We start from the raw sequence: 19,361 nt of genomic DNA, 5'->3' as shown, positions 1-19,361 counted from the left end.
ATTTTATAATTTTATTTTAATTTCTGAAGTCTTAAAAGTGCTTCAAGATAATAATAATCGGCGTAATTTATAGAACAATCTATTTCACTTCCGCCAGGTTTGTGTCCTGTTGAATGAAGTAAAAAAGCAAAGTTTACATCGTGACTTTGATAATGATCTGAAAGCGAAACAATCATTTTTTTAGATTTAGTCAGATATTCGTTTTTTAAAGTTTTATCTTTTGTATAAGAACTCAGCTCAATTAATGCCGAAGATACAATTGCAGCTGCAGAAGCATCTCTAGGCTCATTTGGAATTCCCGGCGCATTAAAATCCCAATACGGAATTAAATCATCAGTTGTTAATCTATCTAAATAAACACGCGCTACTTTATGAGCAAAATCTAGAAATTTAGAATCTTTTGTTTCTCTGTAAACCATTGTAAAACCATAAATCGCCCAAGCCTGACCTCTCGCCCACATACTGTCATCGCTGTAACCTTGTGCAGTTCTCCCTTTTATTTTTTTACCAGTTTCATAATCATAAATTATAACATGATAGGATGAATAATCAGGTCTGAAATGATTATTCATGGTAGTTTCGGCATGTTTTACTGCAATATCATACAACTTCTTATTTCCTCCGTTTTTAGAAGCCCAGAAAAGCAACTCTAAATTCATCATATTATCAATAATCGTATTGTGCCCACCCATTTTATTATGTGGCCAAGACTGAATCGTTCCAACTTTTGGATTAAAAAGTGTTGCCAAAGTATCGGCTGTTTTTAGGATAATATCTTTGTATGCCGGATTTTTAGTCAATCGATATCCGTTTCCAAAACTATTAAAAATCTGAAAACCTAAATCATGATCGTTTGCTTTACTTACCGATAGTGGTTTTAAAAATTGGCTAAATTTATCCGCTTCTTTTCCCCATTTTTTATCTCCCGTTGCTTCATATAAATACCATAATTCTCCCGGCCAGAAACCGCTTGTCCAATCTTTATAATCAACAAACTTCCATTCCTTGCTTCCTGTTGCAATACTTCTTGGAGATGTTCCATCATTCGGAATTACTTTTAAAGTCTGAGAAGCCTGATTTGCACAATATTCGAACTGCTTTTTAATATTAAATGAATTGTCTTTTTGAGAATAACCAATATTTCCTAAAAGAAACAAAGTTAAAATCAGTATGGTAAATCTTGTATTCATGTGGTTATTTTAATATGAGGTTTATAGAATTGATAAATTTATAAAATAAGAACAACCAATCCGAATCTTTGTATTTTTGTTTACCCAAAAAAGTACTAACGATACCAACCAAAGTTAAATTTTGAAGAAATCCAGAATCTATTATTCCATTTTATTTCTAATGACAATTTTTCTTGGAATTCTGTCAAGGAAAATTTCGCAAATCCCTTTAATTACTGGCGATTTTCTGTATGCCGTTATGATTTACTTATTGGTCCGAATTGTATTTACAGATAAAAAAGCCTTATATATTATAGTCGTCTCCTTATTAATATGTTATTCTATAGAATTTTTGCAGCTTTATCAGGGAAACTGGATGATCGAACTTAGAAAAACTCTTTTTGGCAGATATGTTCTCGGACAAGGTTTCCTGTGGAGTGATATTCTTGCCTATACTTTTGGGATTGCCAGTGCTTTTTGTATTGAACAAATTGTTTTGAAATACACTAATCGAGTGTCTGCGTGATTTTATCAATATTCAAACTATTTGCCATCGCTGTAAATATCTCATAATAGACAGATCTGTTATCATAAAGTTCATCATGCTCACCTTGTTCTATACATCTTCCTTTTTCTAAAACTATAATATGAGAAGCGTCGATGATTTGAGAAATACTATGCGAAATAATAATTACTGTTCTGTCTTTTTTTATAGCATCCAGCGATTTCTTTATTTGCTCTGTTGCAATGGCATCCAAACTTGCTGTGGGTTCGTCTAAAAAGATAATTGGCGGATTTTTCAGAAACAATCTCGCAATCGCAATTCGCTGTTGTTGACCTCCGGAAAGCAAATGCGCATCAGAATCATATCCTTTTGGCAATTGCATGACTTGCTCGTGAATATAAGCTTGTTTTGCCGCATCTATAACTTCGTCTTTTGTAGCTTCAGGATTTCCGTAGAGAATATTCTCCGCAATTGTTCCTTTAAAAATGTGATTCTTTTGCAAAACCAATCCAATATTCTTTCGGAGAAAGTCTGTATCATAATCATTCAAATCAATTCCGTCTAAGTAAATTTTTCCCGAAGAGGGCAAATAAAATTTATCCAGCAAATTAATAATCGTGCTTTTGCCGGCGCCGCTTAAACCAACCAAAGCTGTTGTTTCATTTGGTTTTATAGTGAAATTAATGTCCGAAAGTGCTTTGGTTCCATTTGGATAGGCGAAATCAACATCTTTAACTTCAATCAATCCTACTATTTTCTCCGGAATATAATCTCCGGTAGTTTCTTTTTCATTCTCCGATTCTAAAATATCAAAGAAACCTTCCGAATAAATTAAAGCATCATTTACTTCATCATAAATTCGGTGTAATTGCCTGATTGGAGAAGAAACGTTATTAAACAACATAATATGGAACATAATTGCACCAATAGTCATCTTATTATTCAAAACAAAATAAGCGGTAAGAATAATGATAATTACCACTCCTATTTGTTCAATAAAACCTTTGATACTTTCAAAAATGAAACTCGTTTTTCTGGTCGCTAGTTGATTTTCGGTCATTTCAAATTGAATTTTCTGATGCCGATCTGCTTCCATTGGTTCCCGAACAAAAGACTTAATAACCGTAATAGATTCAATTAAACTGATGACTCCGTTGTTCTTTGTTTCGCGATAATTGCGCATTCTTCTTCTAAAACCACTTAATTTACTGGCTTGTAATTGACTTACATAAAAATAAATCGGAATAATACACAAACTCACTAATCCAACATAAATATTAGCGTAAAACATAAGCACTAAAGCAACGAGGGAATTAGCAAATAAAGGCAGAATATCAATAAAAAAGTTCTGAACCAATTTTGTCAAACTACTGATTCCTAAATCTATTCTGGTTTGAAGTTTTCCGCTTTCATTTTCACCTGAAGTGTAAAACTCCATTCTATAACTTAAAATTTTCTCTACAATAGTTTGAGAAATATCGCGGGTTATAAAGATGCGTAGTTTTTCTCCATAAAATTTCTGTCCAAATTGCACTACTGAATAAATCAGTTCTTTAGAAAGCAAAACGATGCTTATTATACCTAATAAATGAAAACCCTTTGACAACGGTTCGTGCGCTACCATTAAATTACTAATTTTATCAACGGTATACTTTATTATTAAAGCATTTACCTGTGCGGCAAACGAACCCAAAAAAGTAAGCAGTAAAGTTGCAATTACCATTTTTCGGTATGGTTTTACAAATGGGGTTATTTTTTTGTATAATGCGGATATCTCCATTTATTTTTTATTTTTTGGGCAACTATCAAATATAAGAATTCTAAATTTGTGTTTCAAAAATAGTCGTACCTTTAAATCAATATTTATGAAACTCGTTTTCGCATCAAACAATCAAAATAAAATCAAAGAAATTCAAAGTATCCTAAACGGATCTATACAATTATTAAGTCTTGAAGAAATTGGTTGTTTTGAAGAAATAGAAGAAACTGCTGATACAATTGAAGGAAATGCAATTTTGAAAGCCAATTACGTGACCGAAAAATATGGTTACGATTGTTTTGCAGATGATTCAGGTTTGGAAGTTACCGCTTTGAATGGAGAACCAGGCGTATATTCGGCCAGATACGCAGGTAAACAACGCAATGCTGATGATAATATGAATAAACTTTTGGATGCTTTAAAAGATAAATCAGATCGCAGCGCACAGTTCAAGACCGTTATTATATTAAATATAAAAGGAGAACAACATTTATTTACCGGAATCGTTAAAGGAAATATTACTTTTGAAAAAACAGGAAATCAAGGTTTTGGATATGATCCGATTTTTCAACCGGAAAATTATTCAGAAACTTTTGCCCAATTGCCTTTAGAAATCAAAAATAAAATTGGGCATCGGGGAAAAGCAACTCAGCAACTGATTGATTTTCTGAACTCCACAAAATAATTGTTTAAAATACAACATTTTAGAGTGCTAATTTTATATTTCACGACGTTTTTTCGCGGAAATTTCTTCAATATGTTATGAAAATGATTTTACACTAAACATAACTTTTTGATAATCAAATCATAACAAATATATAATTCTTAAAATAGCATTAGTTTATCTGAATAATTAACAGTAATTTTGCACCCTATTTTAAAAACACATATGAATAAATTTGAACAATTAGGATTGAATGAATCGTTACTGAAGGCGATTTTAGATCTAGGATTTGAAAATCCGTCAGAGGTACAGGAAAAGGCGATTCCCCTATTATTGGAAAAAGACACAGATATGGTTGCGTTGGCTCAGACAGGGACAGGGAAAACGGCAGCTTTCGGTTTTCCGCTAATTCAAAAAATTGATGCTGACAACAGGAATACACAAGCATTAGTTTTATCGCCAACACGAGAACTTTGTTTACAGATTACCAACGAACTTAAAAACTACTCAAAATACGAGAAAGGTATTAATGTGGTAGCAGTTTACGGCGGGGCTAGTATTACAGAGCAAGCTAGAGAGATTAAAAGAGGAGCACAAATTATTGTGGCTACTCCAGGAAGAATGCAAGACATGATTAACAGAGGTTTAGTAAACATTAAAAATATAGATTACTGTATTCTTGATGAGGCTGACGAAATGTTGAACATGGGATTCTATGAGGATATCGTATCTATTTTATCAGATACTCCAGATCAAAAAAACACATGGTTGTTCTCTGCAACTATGCCACAAGAGGTTGCCAGAATTGCTAAACAATTCATGAGCGAACCGGTTGAAATTACAGTTGGAGCTAAAAATTCAGGTTCTGCAACGGTTTCTCACGAATTTTACTTAGTAAATGCACGTGATCGTTATGAAGCTTTAAAACGTTTAGCCGATGCAAACCCAGACATTTTCTCTGTGGTTTTCTGTCGTACTAAAAGAGATACTCAGGCTGTAGCCGAAAAATTAGTTGAAGATGGATACAGCGCTGCTGCATTGCACGGAGATTTATCTCAGGCGCAACGTGATGGTGTAATGAAATCTTTCCGTGGAAGACAAATTCAGATGCTTGTTGCTACTGACGTTGCTGCACGTGGTATTGACGTTGATAATATTACTCACGTAGTAAATTACCAACTTCCTGACGAAATTGAAACATACAATCACCGTTCTGGACGTACTGGTAGAGCTGGAAAATTAGGAACTTCTATTGTAATTGTTACAAAAAGTGAGTTGCGTAAAATTTCTTCTATCGAAAGAATCATCAAACAAAAATTTGAAGAGAAAACTATTCCATCAGGAATCGAAATCTGCGAAATTCAATTATTGCACTTAGCAAACAAAATTAAAGATACTGAGGTTGATCACGAAATTGACAACTATTTACCAGCAATCAACAATGTTCTTGAAGGTTTATCTAAAGAAGAGTTGATTAAGAAAATGGTTTCAGTAGAATTTAACCGTTTTATTGCTTACTATAAAAAGAACAGAGATATTTCTAATCAGTCTTCAGGTTCTGAAAGACGCGAAAGAAGTGATTCTGAGCCAAGAGAATTCAACAACAACGGAGCAGTTCGTTATTTTGTAAACATTGGTTCAAGAGATAATTTCGATTGGATGTCACTTAAAGATTACTTGAAAGAAACATTAGACTTAGGTCGTGATGATGTTTTCAAAGTAGATGTAAAAGAAGGTTTCTCTTTCTTTAACACTGATCCTGAGCACACTGATAAAGTAATGGAAGTATTAAACAACGTACAATTAGAAGGACGTCGTATTAATGTTGAAATTTCTAAAAATGACGGTGGCGGAAGACGTGACCATAATGGACGTAGCGGCGGAGGTCGTAGTTCTGGTGGACCAAGAAGAGAAGGAAGCTTTGCTCCAAGACGTGAAGGTTCTGGTGGTGGAGGTTTTAGAAGCGACAGAAACTCTGCTCCTAGAGAAGGTGGTTTCAGAAGCGACAGAAACTCATCTGCTCCAAAAAGAGAAGGTGGTTTTAGAAGTTCAGCTCCAAGAAGCGAAGGTAGTTCTGACAGAGCTCCTAGACGTTCTGAAAGCTTTGGTGATTCACCAAGACCAAGAAGACCAAGAAGAGATTAATTATTTAATATCTTAAAATATAAAATCCCAAATTCCAGACATAATTGGAATTTGGGATTTTTTCTTATATAGAGAACCTTACACTCTATGAATGAGTTTTGCAATTCAAAACAATGTAATCTAATCTTTCTTATCACTTTTTATTTAAATACCAAAAGCAACACTGCTTCCTTTGTTAATTTTCTGATAATTATATTCAAAGACTGCAAAATATTTAATCCTGATTTACTACTTTTAGTGCTTTAAATCAGGATATGAAATATTTCGCAGTTTTCTTTTTCACACTACTATCAGCCGTTGGTTTTGCACAAAATACAGAACCTACAGTCCCGCAAAGAGTCTCAGGCTATATTATTAATGATAATAGCAAACAACCTCTTGCCAATGTAAATGTTATCAATACAAATAAGGTACGGGGCGCTATGTCTGATGCTAAAGGGTATTTTGAAATTGATGTGCAGCCAAATGATACTATTCATTTTTCTATACTTGGATTTCAATCTTTACGCGTTAGAGTTACTAATGACTGGATAAAAAATAAAGTAACGCGAATTCAACTTACTGAAAAAGCTATTGCACTTGAAGAAGTAATCATTGCCCCTTTTAACCTGACCGGCTATCTTGAAGTCGATTCTAAATTAATTCCAACCAAAGAAAACTACCGTTATAGCATTTCTGGTCTTACACAAGGTTATGAAGCGGGTGAATATTCTCCAAATGCTTTTGGAAAAGTACTAGGATCTATCTTTAATCCTGCCGACGTATTGTATGGTTTCTTTGGAAAAAACGGAAAAGAACTCAAGAAGTTAAAAGAAATGAAGAAAGATGATACGATTCGAAACTTATTAGAATCAAAGTATGATCGTGAAACTATCTCAGTACTTTTAGGGATTAGCAAAGACGAAATTCCTGAAATTTTGCAGCGTTGCAATTATTCTGATTCTTTTATACAAACAGCTAACGATTTACAAATTATGGATGCAATTAGTGGCTGTTATGAGCAATATAAAATACTAAAAAAGAATTAAACTTTACTTTTAAATCAAAAATATACAAATCCTCATTTACAATAGTAATTGAGGATTTTTTGTTTTTTCGCTATATTTGATTACTAACTGAATAAAACACAAACTATGCCTTTAGTACCTTTTCAAAATATTGACTGGAGCTTAATTGCCAAAACAGAGCATTCCGGAGAAACTGGAACAGCATATTGGCAGACCTTACAATTAGAAGGTTTACGTATTCGAAAAGTTACCTATTCTGAAAATTATATTGCCGATCATTGGTGTCAAAAAGGACATATTGTACATTGTCTGGAAGGAGAATTAATTAGCGAACTGGAAACCGGAGAAAAGTTTAAACTTTCTAAAGGAATGACTTATGTCGTTTCAGATAATGCAAGCTCTCATCGTTCAATAACTACCAATAGAGTTGAGTTATTAATAATCGATGGAGATTTTTTAAAATAACATTGCAAACAAATCAAAATACACAAATCCTCAATCTCAAAGCTGAGGATTTTTTTATGCTTTTTAGAAATAATAAAACTTTAGTTCTTTATATATTGCAACACTTACCTTAATAAATGTAGGGCTTCACGTTTTTTTTGACTAAATTAGATTTTGCTACTTTTATCAAAATTCAGATTCCAAACATAACCATACCGAATACAATGACTGATATCACACAAAAAATTCTAAACTTTATTGATCTTCACAAAGGCGAAGAAAATAAAAAATTAGTAATCGAAAACATCACAAGTGCTGTATCTTTTAGAGGTTCTAATATCTGGATTTTAGCATGTGCTATTATCATTGCCTCTGTTGGATTAAATGTAAATTCGACCGCTGTGATTATTGGTGCCATGTTAATTTCGCCTTTAATGGGACCAATTGTAGGTGCGGGTTTTGGTTTAGGAATGTATGATTTTGAACTAGTAAAAAAATCAGTTAAAAATTTGCTGATAGCAACTGTTGTTAGTTTAACCACATCGGCAATTTATTTTTATATAAGCCCTTTTAAAGAAGCACAATCAGAATTATTGGCCAGAACTTCTCCAAACATTTACGATATTTTAATTGCCTTTTTTGGAGGTTTAGTGGGTGTGATTGCCGTAACTCGTGTCGAAAAAGGAAACCCTATTCCGGGTGTTGCCATTGCAACCGCCTTGATGCCTCCACTTTGTACGGCCGGATACGGACTGGCCTTAGGAAACTATCTTTACTTTTTTGGCGCACTATACCTTTACACGATCAATTGTGTTTTTATTTGCATCGCCACTTTTGTAATCGTAAAATATTTAAATTATCCTGTTACAAAACAACTCGATATAAAGCATCAAAAGCGAGTAAAATACGGTATTACAATTCTAATTTTACTTTTAATTATTCCGAGTATATATTTTGCGTATCAATTATACATTCAAAAGAGCTACACTTCGAGAACAGAAATTTTCATACAAAAAGAATTCCTGGATAACGATTATCCTATTATTTACAAAAAAATAAGATACAGCACAGATCCCAGAAGAATTGAGTTAGCCTTTTTAGCCAAAAAATTCAGTGATGCTGAAATTGTCGATCTTAATAAAAGACTAGCTTATTATGACTTACCAAACACAAAATTAATCATCAGGCAAGATACTGTCAATTTGAGAAAGGATATCATGAATCAGATTAATAGCAATCAAAATATTGTTGATCAAAAAGACATTATAATCAACAACCTTCGAACTCAATTATCACAATACCAATTTAATAACAATCAGATTAGTGCCGAAGCCAAAATATTATTTCCTACGGTAACTTCTCTTACAATTGGAAATTATACAAGTGAAAATGAAGCAAATAAGCCAAAAAATATTCCGGTAATTCTTTATCAAAGTAAAAAAGGTCTGGATTCGCAAACCCAACAAAAGATGAAATTGTGGCTAAAAGAAAGACTTGCGAAGGACTCAATCGAAGTTTATCAGCAAAATAATTAAACATAAACCAAAAATAGAACCTATATTTACTTTAAAATAAGTTAATTATCTAAATCAAAATATTATGGCAAAGAGTCAAGATGCTAAAAAAACAGCAAAAAAAGAACCGTTAAAAACGGCTAAAGAAAAAAAAGAGGAAAAGAGAGAAAAGAAAAATTCTCCTAAAAGAGATTAATTTTTAATTTTCAGTTGCAGTTTTCAGTCTCAAAAAAAAGAAACTGAAAACTGTGACTAAAAACTTATTACTTTATTTAACTGGTATATTCGAAAGAATCTCTAATACAAACTTCCAGTATTTTTGAGCCGATGAAATACTTGCTCTTTCGTCTGGAGAGTGCGCACCGTGAATAGTTGGTCCAAAAGAAATCATATCCATATCAGGATAATTTGTTCCCAAAATTCCACATTCTAAACCAGCGTGACAAGCTACAACTTTTGGCTTCTCATTATTTTGTTTCTCATAAATCCCAACCAAAGTATCCAGAATTTCAGAATTTACATTTGGCGTCCAACCTGGATAAGAACCTGCAAGCTCAACCTCACAACCTACTAATTCGAAAGCAGAACGAAGAGAATTAGCCAAATCAAATTTTGAAGTTTCTACAGAAGAACGTGTCAAACATCCAACAGATATTTCACCATCTTTTACAATAACTCTTGCAATGTTATTTGAAGTTTCAACTAAATTATCCATGTCAGCACTCATTCTGTAAACTCCATTATGAGCAGCATAAATAGCACGAATAATCCCTTCCTGAACACCTAAATCCATTACTTTTGCAGGCAAATCGCATTTTACAATTTCAATAGAAAGGTTTGGTTCAGTCGTTTTGTATTCTGTTTTAATATCATTGATGATTTCCTGCATATCAAAAATATATGCTTCATCAAACATTTCAGAAATAATAACTTTTGCTACACTTTCTCTTGGGATTGCATTACGCAAACTTCCACCGTTAATTTCTGACACTTGTAAACCAAAGTTTTCAAAAGCATCAAATAATAAACGATTCATAATTTTGTTAGCGTTTCCTAAACCTTTATGAATATCCATTCCTGAATGTCCGCCATTTAGACCTTTTACGGTAATAATATGACCAACTGATCCCTCCGGAACTTCTTCTTCATGATAGGTTCTTGTAGCCGTTACATCGATTCCACCAGCGCAACCTATATCAATTTCGTCATCTTCTTCTGTATCTAAATTCAAAAGAATCTGACCTTGAAGAATTCCTCCTTTTAAGTTTAAAGCTCCTGTCATTCCAGTTTCCTCATCGATTGTAAACAATGCTTCGATTGCTGGATGCGGAATATCTTTACTTTCTAAAATAGCCATAATTGTTGCTACTCCAAGTCCGTTATCAGCTCCAAGAGTTGTACCACGCGCACGAACCCAGTCACCATCTACATACATATCAATTCCTTGGGTATCGAAATCAAAAACAGTATCTGCATTTTTTTGGTGCACCATATCAAGGTGTCCCTGCATTACGATTGCTTTACGATTTTCCATTCCCGGAGTTGCAGGTTTACGGATAATTACATTTCGAATTTCGTCTTCAAAAGTTTCTAAACCTAAGCTATTTCCAAAGTTTTTCATGAACTCGATCACACGTTCTTCTTTCTTTGACGGACGCGGAACTGCGTTTAAATCCGCAAACTTATTCCATAGCGCTTTAGGCTCCAGATTTCTTATTTCCTGACTCATTATATTTTGTTTGAAGTTTAACAATTAAGAGTCCCAAAGTTACAAAGTTTAAAGGGAATGTGTTGTTGTTTTTGCCACGAATTGCACGAATTAGCACAAATTATAAGAATCAAAAAATTGGATTACTCGAATATTTTAAAATTTTGCGAACTATTAAAACAAATCAAATTAGTGAAAATTAGTGAAATTCGTGGCAAACTTTTTTCAATCATTTAATATTGTATCTATATTTACGTATCCAAAATTTATGCTGTGAAATCAAAATACATCTTACCTTTATTATTTCTCGTACAGATTATCATTTTAAAGATTCTTCGATTTTTCCCGGAATTCATTGAAAGTTTTTACAGCAACGGATTATACTTAAAAATATCTTACTTTTCGAGAACACTTTTAGGCAAAATCCCTTTTTCTGTTGGAGATTGTATCTACTCGATTTTGATTTTATTAGTTATCAGATGGTTTTGGAAAGTTAGAAAAACATGGAAACTGCAATGGAAAGATAATCTCCTGAAAGTTTTAAGTTGTCTCTCTGTATTTTATTTTTTCTTTCACTTGCTTTGGGCGTTGAATTATTACAGAGAACCTCTTTTCGAAAAAATGAAGATTCAAAGAGAATATACTGACACTGAATTATTAGCTTTTACTAAAAAGCTCATTGTTAAAACAAACGAAATTCAACTTCAAATCACTAAAAATGATAGTGCAAAAATTGTTTTTCCGTATTCGCAAAATGAAGCTTTCCAAATGAATTTGAATGGTTATAAAAATCTGGCGCAGGAACATTCTTTTTTTAAATATGAAGTCTTAAGTATCAAAAAATCTCTTTTTAGCCTTCCGTTGACATACATGGGTTTTGGAGGTTATCTGAATCCCTTTACAAATGAAGCTCAGGTAAATGATTTGCTGCCAATGTATAATTTCCCACTTACGAGTTGCCACGAAATGGCACATCAAATGGGTTTTGCCAGCGAAAGCGAATGTAATTTCATTGGAGTTTTGGCTTCTGTAAAAAATGATAATCTATATTACAAGTATTCAGGATATAGTTTTAGTTTGCATTATTGCCTGAGCATCTGGAAAGTCAAGGACGAAAAGATATTTCAGCAATTAAAAAAAACGGTTCATGGCGGAATTTTGAAAAACTATCAGGAAAGTTATGATTTCTGGAAAAAGTATCAAACTCCTATTGAAACCGGATTTGAGATCTTCTACGATAATTTCTTAAAATCAAACAATCAAAAAGATGGAATGGACAGTTACAGCAAATTTGTAGATTTAATGGTGAATTATTATAAAACCCGAGAATTATAAAAGTTTACCACGAATCAAGTAATGATGAATAGGCAAAAAAAAACAATACATTGTCAATGACTAAAAAAAATAACATGGAGGTATTGAAGGAATTTACTATTGAAACTTGCGAAAAGGAAAATATAAATAAAATAATTGATGGAATAAATGAATTTAATTGGAGTAAAGTTCCAGCAAATTCAAATATCTGGGAACCAATAGAATTAGTAGCGAAAACCAAAAACGGAATTGAAATTGGCGGAATACTGGGAGGTATTGGATATTGGAATGGACTTGAAATCAAAGTTTTGTGGATAGAGGGAAAATACAGAAATAAAGGTATCGGAACTTGGATTCTAAAACAGGCTGAAAAAATTGCTACAGAAAAAGGAGCAAAAATCTCTATGCTTGATACATTTGATTTCCAAGCAGAAAAATTTTACTTAAAAAATGGTTATGAACCAATCGGAGAAATAAAAGATTTTCCAAAGGGCCATAAGCGTATATATTTCTCTAAAAAGTTGACTTAATACAACCTAGTTCCCAAAACAAATAACTCTTATCTGTGCACCATTAAATTCAAAAAACAACAGTAATTTGTGAAAATTTGTGAAATTCGTGGCGAAAAAAAACATTTCACTGTAACAAAATTGTTTTCAGTACTACTAATACATTATGAGCGATAATCTAGAACAGTCATTTGTTGCGCAATTGCAGGCAAATCAGAATATAATCCACAAGATTTGTAGATTATATACTGCTGGCGAAGATGCTCATAAAGACTTATTTCAAGAGATTACCATACAATTATGGAAGGCGTATCCTAAATTTAGAGGCGATAGTAAGTTTTCGACCTGGACGTATCGCGTTGCCTTAAATACCGCCATAACCCTATATCGAAAAACCAAAAGAACCGTATCGACAGTAGAATATGAAAGTCATCAGCATTTTGTAAAGGATGTCGATTACAATTATGAAGAGGAAGAACAGATTAAATTGATGTATAAAGCCGTTTATCAGCTTAATGACATCGAAAAAGCATTAGTTTTTATGTATTTAGAAGACAAAGATTATCAAGAAATAGCCGAAACCTTAGGAATCAGCGAAGTGAATGCGCGCGTGAAAATGAACAGAATTAAAGGGAAACTTAAAAAAATACTAAATCCTTAAAAATTATTATGAAAGAACTGGATTTACTAAAAAAAGACTGGCAAAAGAACTCGGATTCTTTTCAACAAATTTCTGAAACAGAGATCTACAAAATGATTCACAAAAAATCGTCTTCGATCGTGAAGTGGATTTTGATTATTAGCATTTTGGAGGTTTCCTTTTGGACTTTTTCAAACTTTTTCATCAATACTGATGATGTTTTACAAAAAATAAATCATCCTGAAATCGTGATGGCGCTTGAGTTTTTGACTTATTTCAATTATGTTGTTGTATTAATTTTTGTTTTCATTTTCTACAAAAACTACAAAACAATTTCGACAACAGTTGCTACAAAATCTTTAATGAGCGCTATTCTAAGAACTCGAAAAACGGTTCAGTATTATGTGTGGTATAATCTGGGAATGATTGTTATAACCGCTATTTTGAGCTTCTTTATTGCATTTGTTTACAATCCGGACATGGCATTTTTAAGAGAAAAATTAGCCATAAACGGAAAAGCAATGTTTGTTACTATTGGAATCTTAATCCTGGTTATATTAGGTTTCTTTGGGCTGTTCTGGTGTTTTTACAGATTGCTTTACGGAACTCTATTACGCAGATTACACTCAAATTATAAGGAGTTGAAGAAGATAGATTTTTAGAGGTGAGATTCAAAGGTTCAGAGTGTCAAAGGGTCAAAGGTTTTTTTATCAAACCTGAAACTTGAAACCAATAAAACCTGAAACAAAAATTTAAAATTTAGTGTTCGTTTTCTGAAGCCTTGTAACTCCATCTTCTCATTTCGTTAAGTTCTTCCTCTACTTTGATTTCTTCGGCTGGAATTACTTTTAAGAATGATGGATGCTGCTCAATTGCGTACTCTACTTTTTCTACGATTTCTTCGATAGTATCATTTTCATAATCAATATCAAGAGGTTCTTTGATGATGAAAGATTGCAGAATCCCTTTTTTCTTCATTCGCAAACCCTTTTTGTCAAACGATCGGCGAAAGCCATCGATAACAATAGGAATTACAATTGGTTTGTGTTGTTTGATGATATGAGCAGTTCCTTTTCGAACAGGTTTAAATGATTTTGTGGTTCCTTGCGGAAACGTAATTACCCAGCCGTCTTCTAGCGCAATTCTGATATTTTCAGTATCATTTGGGTTAACCTCACGTTTTTCAGTAACATCTACACCTTTAGCACGCCAGGTTCTTTCGACAGTAATTGCACCAACATAAGCTAAAATTCTTGGCAATAAACCGGCCTGCATGGTCTCTTTGGCAGCAACGTAATAAATATTCATCTTTGGCTGCCACAAATAACCAATGTTCTTAATAGTATCTTGACGTCCGCTTAAACTTGCGTTAAAGACGTGAAACATAGCTACAACATCGGCAAAATAAGTTTGGTGATTTGAAATAAACAAAACATTTGTATCCGGAAGCGTTTTAATAATTTCAGATCCTTCGATTTGTAATTCATTAAAACCTCTATATCTTCTATGCGTCATGGCGCCCAAAACACGGATCAACCATTTTTTGATGAATAATATATGTCCAAAAGGATTTCGTTTAAACAATCCCATAGCTGTTTATTGTATTTTTTGTTAGGACGCAAACATACAAAAATTATTCTTTTAGCGACACTTCAAAACAATTTCGGAAATAAATTGTTATTATAATGAATATCAAATTGTTAATTTTATGTTTTACGTATTTTCTTCAAAAGTTAATTTCAAGACATCTCTAAGCTCACTTAAAATCATAGCGGTTGCTCCCCAAACAATATGGTTTTGGATATTAAATGCCGGAACTAAAGTATTATTGGCGTAAGAAGTTGACAATGTGGCTTCGATGATAATTTCGTCGTTCAAAAAAACAGATAATGGCAGCTCTATAATATCAGCAACTTCTCTGACATCTGGATAAAAGGAGAGTTCTTCTTTCGAAATTCCTAAAAACGGATGCACTAAAAAATTACTCGGCGGAATATACATTGGAGAAAAATGCTTAATTATTTCTATTTTATTCGGCATTACCCCTACTTCTTCGTGTGTTTCTCTTAAGGCTGTTTCTGCAAAATCTGCATCAGTAGCTTCATACTTTCCTCCGGGAAAAGCAATTTGCGACGAATGAACTCCATTATAAGCATTTCTGACAATTAAAACCAAATGAGTTTTTCCATTCTTTGGATAAAAAAGCATCATCACAGCAGCAATTCTAGGATTCTCGGCTTTGAAATCCATATTTTTTAAAGACTCTATTCTTTCTTTAGGAGCCATTTTTATATGTGCCGAAATTGCCGGAAGTTCAATCGGAATTAAATTAGGAACATATTGTAAAAAATATTGAAAATCCATGAGCAAAGTTTATTTTTGTACTTTCAAATAAAATATAAATATACTCTAGAAAACGCGGTTCCACAAGTTTTCTAAAAACCAAAGCCATAAAAATGTACAGTAAAGAAGAATCGCAGAAAATAAAAAGAGAATTTTGGGTGGCTTTCGCCGAAAAATATCCACGTAAATGGGTGCTTTATGATACCAAGATTAAAGATTTCTCTTTTAAATTTTATGTTGACAATAAAAAAGCACAGGTTTTAATTGACATCGAACACCGAAGCGACGAAAAACGAACAGCTTACTTTGAAAAAATAGAAGCTTTAAAAAACATTCTGGAAGAAGAATTTATCAAAGATTTGGTTTTCGAAAAAAACTACACTTTAGAAAGTGGTAAAACCATAAGCCGAATTTGGATCGAAAAACAAGGTGTTGGTTTTAGCAATCGCAATAATTGGGATGCTATTTTTGATTTCTTTTTCGAAAATATGAATGCTCTTGAAATGTTCTATTTAGAATATGATGAGTTTATAAAAGATATTTCTTAAAAAGTCGCTAAGATGCTGAGCCTCTAAGTTTCTAAGTTTTTTTATATAACAAACCCGACAGGTTTTTAAAACCTGTCGGGTTTGTTATATCATGACGATATGATTCTTATTTATTTCGAAACTTTAAACTGTAATTTTTCTAACACCTTTAATCAATAACCAAAAAACCATTGCAAATTCGGCTACAGAAGAGGTTAATCCAACAATTATTCCTGTTACTGAATAATGATAAGCGGGAAATAATACAAAAGTAAAAGCATCAAGTACATAAGCAGATCCTCCGATAATTAATAATATCCCTAAAATTTTAGGCATAAATCCGGATTTGTACACTAATTGCCCAAAAGGAATCAACCAAAGTCCCCAAAAGATTCCGATAACTACATTTCCGTAATTATACATTTTAATAAATGCCATTATCAATGACTGCAATTGAGCAGGCGGAAAACTCTTCATAAAATTTTCTTTCAATAACAATAGAGCAAACAACTGATTAAAAATAATAAGAAACGCAATTGGAACTCCAACAATTACTAACGCAAACATCGTTCTGGATAAATGTTTACTTACTTGCTGGAACAATTTATAAAGCTGTAGAACTAAAAACACAAATAAAGTCTGGCAAACCAAATTGCTCATAATCCCAGCCCGAAACAAAAACTCATGACGTAAAATAGTTCGCATTGTGAGGGGCAAATTACCGGAATCTATCAATTGCATAGGCATATACATAATACCAAAAACTCCCGTTATAACAATAAGCAAGTAGATTAATCCTGCAATTCTTGCTGTTCTTTTTAGATTGATTTGTTCCTGATTCATATCTTAAGTTATTGATTTACTGAAGACCTAAGATACTATTTTTATGTTTTGAAATTTAATATACTAATGATAGACATTTACAAACAAGTTTTATCTTTTTAACGCAAAGTGCCCTCTTTTATCAATTCCATTTTCGAAAACAATATGAAACCAATAATCTGAAGCCGGCAAGGGTTTTCCTAGATAACTTCCATCCCATCCTGAATTATTACTGAATGTTTTTAACAACATTCCATATCTATCGTAAATGTACAAAGTGTATTTTTTACTTTCTAAACCGTTAATCCCCCAAAGATCATTTACCCCGTCACCGTTTGGAGTAAAAAACTTAGGAATATCATAATCATCTATAATCTCACAAGCTACACCTACATTCGAAACATTTAAAACTATTTTTGTTTTGGCAGTACATGAGGTACTTTTCTCAGTAACATTCACAGTTATTTCTTCATGATTTTTAACAGTGTTTTTATAAGACTCATTTATAAAAATACTTATATCATTCTTATTATAATCATAGTATGAAAAATCATAAAGCGAAGCATTATCGACTAAAAGAGAATTAATTTTTGACAGATCAAATGTTGCATATCCTGTTCCACTATAATCACATTCTTTCAACTCTGGAATTGCATTTAAACTCACAGAAGAAATAGTGCTTAATTCAAGTTTGGTTTCTTCATAGCAGCTTGGATTATTTTTATTTCCAACTCGTACACTAATTTTTTCGTTATAAGGATATTTATTAGAATAATTAGTTGGTAAGGGAGATACAAGATTATTACCTAGTTGATCTTTATAAGAAAAAACAAAATCTTCCGGATTTTCTATCAAATCTTTTTCAATAGATGACATATCAAAATGAGAGGAAAATCCGTTTCCTAAATCAGCACAAGATATTAAAACGGGAATAGTATTTAATACAGGCTTTTTTGTACTTACGTAATTATATGTATTAAAAATATAAACTGTTCCCGCGTAACCTATGTAATTTTGGCCATTTGCATCTAAAGCATCCCAAAATGCTCCTATAAACAAATCATCTTTAAATAAAGAAATTGAACCTGCGAACCAATCGCTATTGCGTTTTACATTTGACTGTACAATTTGCGATTCTGTCCAATTACCATTGACTCCTTTTTGAAACATGTAAACACGGCCGAAAACTTTTGATAAATTTCCAGTCTTATCATACTCATATTCAGTCGCTCTAACAGCAATTCTGTCTTCATAAACATCCATTTGATTGCCAAAATTAAAAATCTTAGCAGAACCGTCAGAAGCTCTAATTTTTTGGTTTCCAACCCATTCGCCATCAACATTTTTATTAAAAATATAAACAGATCCTAACATAGTAAGAGGCCCTCCTCCATCTCCACTTAAATTGGAATCATAATCATCTTCACTTTGAGCTGAAACCATAATCCCATTTTCATTAACCTTTACAATTTCACCAAATCGATCCTGAAGTCCTCTAAAATCATACGCAATTAATTTTTTCGTTTCTTTCCATGTGTTAGAACCATTATTTTTTTCGAATACATAAGCTGCTCCTGCCCAATTAGTACCTTCATCTACTGCTCCAACTACTATTGTATTTTTATAAATAGCTACAGAATTACCGAAAGTATCTCGTCGTTCTCTATCACTGGCAACAATTTTTTGTACCAATGTCCAAACTCCATCAGTACCTTTAAAAAAAATATAAGCTGCTCCAGCATTCTCTAAATAATTATTTAGATTATTATCTGTACTATTATATGATGATCCTACAACCATGAAATTTTCTGATATGGCAATCTTAGAACCGTAATTATCCAACAAAGAATTTTCATCCCTAGTTATTTTCTGCGTAAATATGTATTGACCACTAGTATCCCTTTCGTACATATATACCGCATTTCCCTGGGAAACTGAAGGATCACAACCTACAATAGCAAGTATTTTTCCTTCCATAAATAATACCGAACCAAAACCACAATAATTTCTTGCATCAGGTTGCGAAAGTTCCTGATATATTGTCCAACCATCACAATCTTGCTTTGCGATATAGACTTTACCAGCATTTTCGACATCACCAATATCTACCTGATCAGCACCATAAGCAGCATAACCATCATAAGTTACAACAGAAAAACCAAAATCATTATCTGTTGCTCTGACAGGCTCAACAATTTTAAAATTTTGCTTCCATTCTTGAGAAAATACATTTAATACAGTTAGGAAAAAAAATGCAGTAAAATACTTAATTTTCATATTTAATTACTTGG

Annotated in this window: 18 protein-coding genes; 11 read left to right on the top strand and 7 right to left on the bottom strand. The window is 32.7% G+C overall.

Annotated features, from left to right (window positions below; translation table 11 throughout):
* Positions 1–11: 11 nt before the first annotated feature.
* Positions 12–1,190, bottom strand: coding sequence for a glycoside hydrolase family 88 protein (locus tag CHB81_RS15060; RefSeq protein WP_089352682.1), 1,179 nt, complete (start codon positions 1,188–1,190; stop codon positions 12–14).
* 160 nt (positions 1,191–1,350) lie between these two features.
* Between CHB81_RS15060 and CHB81_RS15055 the strand changes: the two genes are divergently transcribed.
* Entirely contained in the window at positions 1,351–1,695 is a 345-nt protein-coding gene (locus CHB81_RS15055) for a DUF2809 domain-containing protein (protein ID WP_176427533.1), read from the top strand.
* On the opposite strand, the gene CHB81_RS15050 is transcribed toward CHB81_RS15055, so the two are convergent.
* Positions 1,676–3,454, bottom strand: coding sequence for an ABC transporter ATP-binding protein (locus CHB81_RS15050; protein ID WP_089352680.1), 1,779 nt, complete (start codon positions 3,452–3,454; stop codon positions 1,676–1,678). The two genes, CHB81_RS15055 and CHB81_RS15050, sit on opposite strands and share 20 nt — an antisense overlap.
* Before the next feature lie 85 nt (positions 3,455–3,539).
* Here CHB81_RS15050 and CHB81_RS15045 point away from each other — a divergent pair, with 85 nt between their 5' ends.
* The 5 genes from CHB81_RS15045 (at position 3,540) to CHB81_RS15025 (ending at position 9,228) form a co-directional block, all read left to right on the top strand.
* The gene (locus tag CHB81_RS15045; RefSeq protein WP_089352679.1) at positions 3,540–4,118 is read left to right on the top strand and encodes a non-canonical purine NTP diphosphatase; all 579 of its coding nucleotides are present in this window, start codon (positions 3,540–3,542) and stop codon (positions 4,116–4,118) included.
* Between the two features lie 204 nt (positions 4,119–4,322).
* Positions 4,323–6,242: a DEAD/DEAH box helicase gene (locus CHB81_RS15040; RefSeq protein ID WP_089352678.1), complete on the top strand. Its 1,920-nt coding sequence runs from the start codon at positions 4,323–4,325 to the stop codon at positions 6,240–6,242.
* A 254-nt stretch (positions 6,243–6,496) separates the two neighbouring features.
* The gene (locus CHB81_RS15035) at positions 6,497–7,270 is read left to right on the top strand and encodes a carboxypeptidase-like regulatory domain-containing protein (RefSeq protein ID WP_089352677.1); all 774 of its coding nucleotides are present in this window, start codon (positions 6,497–6,499) and stop codon (positions 7,268–7,270) included.
* Positions 7,271–7,375: 105 nt separating this feature from the next.
* The gene (locus tag CHB81_RS15030; protein ID WP_089352676.1) at positions 7,376–7,714 is read left to right on the top strand and encodes a DHCW motif cupin fold protein; all 339 of its coding nucleotides are present in this window, start codon (positions 7,376–7,378) and stop codon (positions 7,712–7,714) included.
* Positions 7,715–7,917: 203 nt separating this feature from the next.
* Entirely contained in the window at positions 7,918–9,228 is a 1,311-nt protein-coding gene (locus CHB81_RS15025) for a DUF389 domain-containing protein (RefSeq protein WP_089352743.1), read from the top strand.
* Between the two features lie 247 nt (positions 9,229–9,475).
* On the opposite strand, the gene CHB81_RS15015 is transcribed toward CHB81_RS15025, so the two are convergent.
* The gene (locus CHB81_RS15015) at positions 9,476–10,936 is read right to left on the bottom strand and encodes an aminoacyl-histidine dipeptidase (RefSeq protein ID WP_089352675.1); all 1,461 of its coding nucleotides are present in this window, start codon (positions 10,934–10,936) and stop codon (positions 9,476–9,478) included.
* Positions 10,937–11,188: 252 nt separating this feature from the next.
* Here CHB81_RS15015 and CHB81_RS15010 point away from each other — a divergent pair, with 252 nt between their 5' ends.
* The 4 genes from CHB81_RS15010 (at position 11,189) to CHB81_RS14995 (ending at position 14,040) form a co-directional block, all read left to right on the top strand.
* Complete coding sequence (locus CHB81_RS15010) at positions 11,189–12,250, top strand: DUF3810 domain-containing protein (RefSeq protein WP_089352674.1); 1,062 nt, start codon at positions 11,189–11,191, stop codon at positions 12,248–12,250.
* A gap of 56 nt (positions 12,251–12,306) precedes the next feature.
* Entirely contained in the window at positions 12,307–12,759 is a 453-nt protein-coding gene (locus tag CHB81_RS15005; protein WP_254921116.1) for a GNAT family N-acetyltransferase, read from the top strand.
* A 145-nt stretch (positions 12,760–12,904) separates the two neighbouring features.
* Positions 12,905–13,399, top strand: a complete 495-nt coding sequence (locus CHB81_RS15000) for an RNA polymerase sigma factor (protein WP_089352673.1) — start codon at positions 12,905–12,907, stop codon at positions 13,397–13,399.
* 8 nt (positions 13,400–13,407) lie between these two features.
* Positions 13,408–14,040 carry a hypothetical protein gene (locus CHB81_RS14995; protein ID WP_089352672.1) on the top strand — a complete coding sequence of 211 codons (633 nt, stop codon included), beginning with the start codon at positions 13,408–13,410 and terminating at the stop codon, positions 14,038–14,040.
* A 97-nt stretch (positions 14,041–14,137) separates the two neighbouring features.
* On the opposite strand, the gene CHB81_RS14990 is transcribed toward CHB81_RS14995, so the two are convergent.
* Positions 14,138–14,968 carry a 1-acyl-sn-glycerol-3-phosphate acyltransferase gene (locus tag CHB81_RS14990; protein ID WP_089352671.1) on the bottom strand — a complete coding sequence of 277 codons (831 nt, stop codon included), beginning with the start codon at positions 14,966–14,968 and terminating at the stop codon, positions 14,138–14,140.
* Between the two features lie 123 nt (positions 14,969–15,091).
* Positions 15,092–15,742 carry a CoA pyrophosphatase gene (locus CHB81_RS14985; RefSeq protein WP_089352670.1) on the bottom strand — a complete coding sequence of 217 codons (651 nt, stop codon included), beginning with the start codon at positions 15,740–15,742 and terminating at the stop codon, positions 15,092–15,094.
* A gap of 92 nt (positions 15,743–15,834) precedes the next feature.
* Here CHB81_RS14985 and CHB81_RS14980 point away from each other — a divergent pair, with 92 nt between their 5' ends.
* Positions 15,835–16,269: a DUF4268 domain-containing protein gene (locus CHB81_RS14980; protein WP_089352669.1), complete on the top strand. Its 435-nt coding sequence runs from the start codon at positions 15,835–15,837 to the stop codon at positions 16,267–16,269.
* A gap of 123 nt (positions 16,270–16,392) precedes the next feature.
* Here CHB81_RS14980 and CHB81_RS14975 read toward each other — a convergent pair whose 3' ends face one another.
* Both CHB81_RS14975 and CHB81_RS14970 read right to left on the bottom strand, forming a co-directional pair.
* Positions 16,393–17,091: a DUF4386 domain-containing protein gene (locus CHB81_RS14975; RefSeq protein ID WP_089352668.1), complete on the bottom strand. Its 699-nt coding sequence runs from the start codon at positions 17,089–17,091 to the stop codon at positions 16,393–16,395.
* 90 nt (positions 17,092–17,181) lie between these two features.
* Complete coding sequence (locus tag CHB81_RS14970; RefSeq protein WP_089352667.1) at positions 17,182–19,347, bottom strand: T9SS type B sorting domain-containing protein; 2,166 nt, start codon at positions 19,345–19,347, stop codon at positions 17,182–17,184.
* Between the last annotated feature and the right edge of the window lie 14 nt (positions 19,348–19,361).

Source organism: Flavobacterium sp. ov086 (assembly GCF_900187965.1).
GTDB lineage: Bacteria > Bacteroidota > Bacteroidia > Flavobacteriales > Flavobacteriaceae > Flavobacterium.
This window is presented reverse-complemented; position numbering and strand designations above follow the sequence as displayed.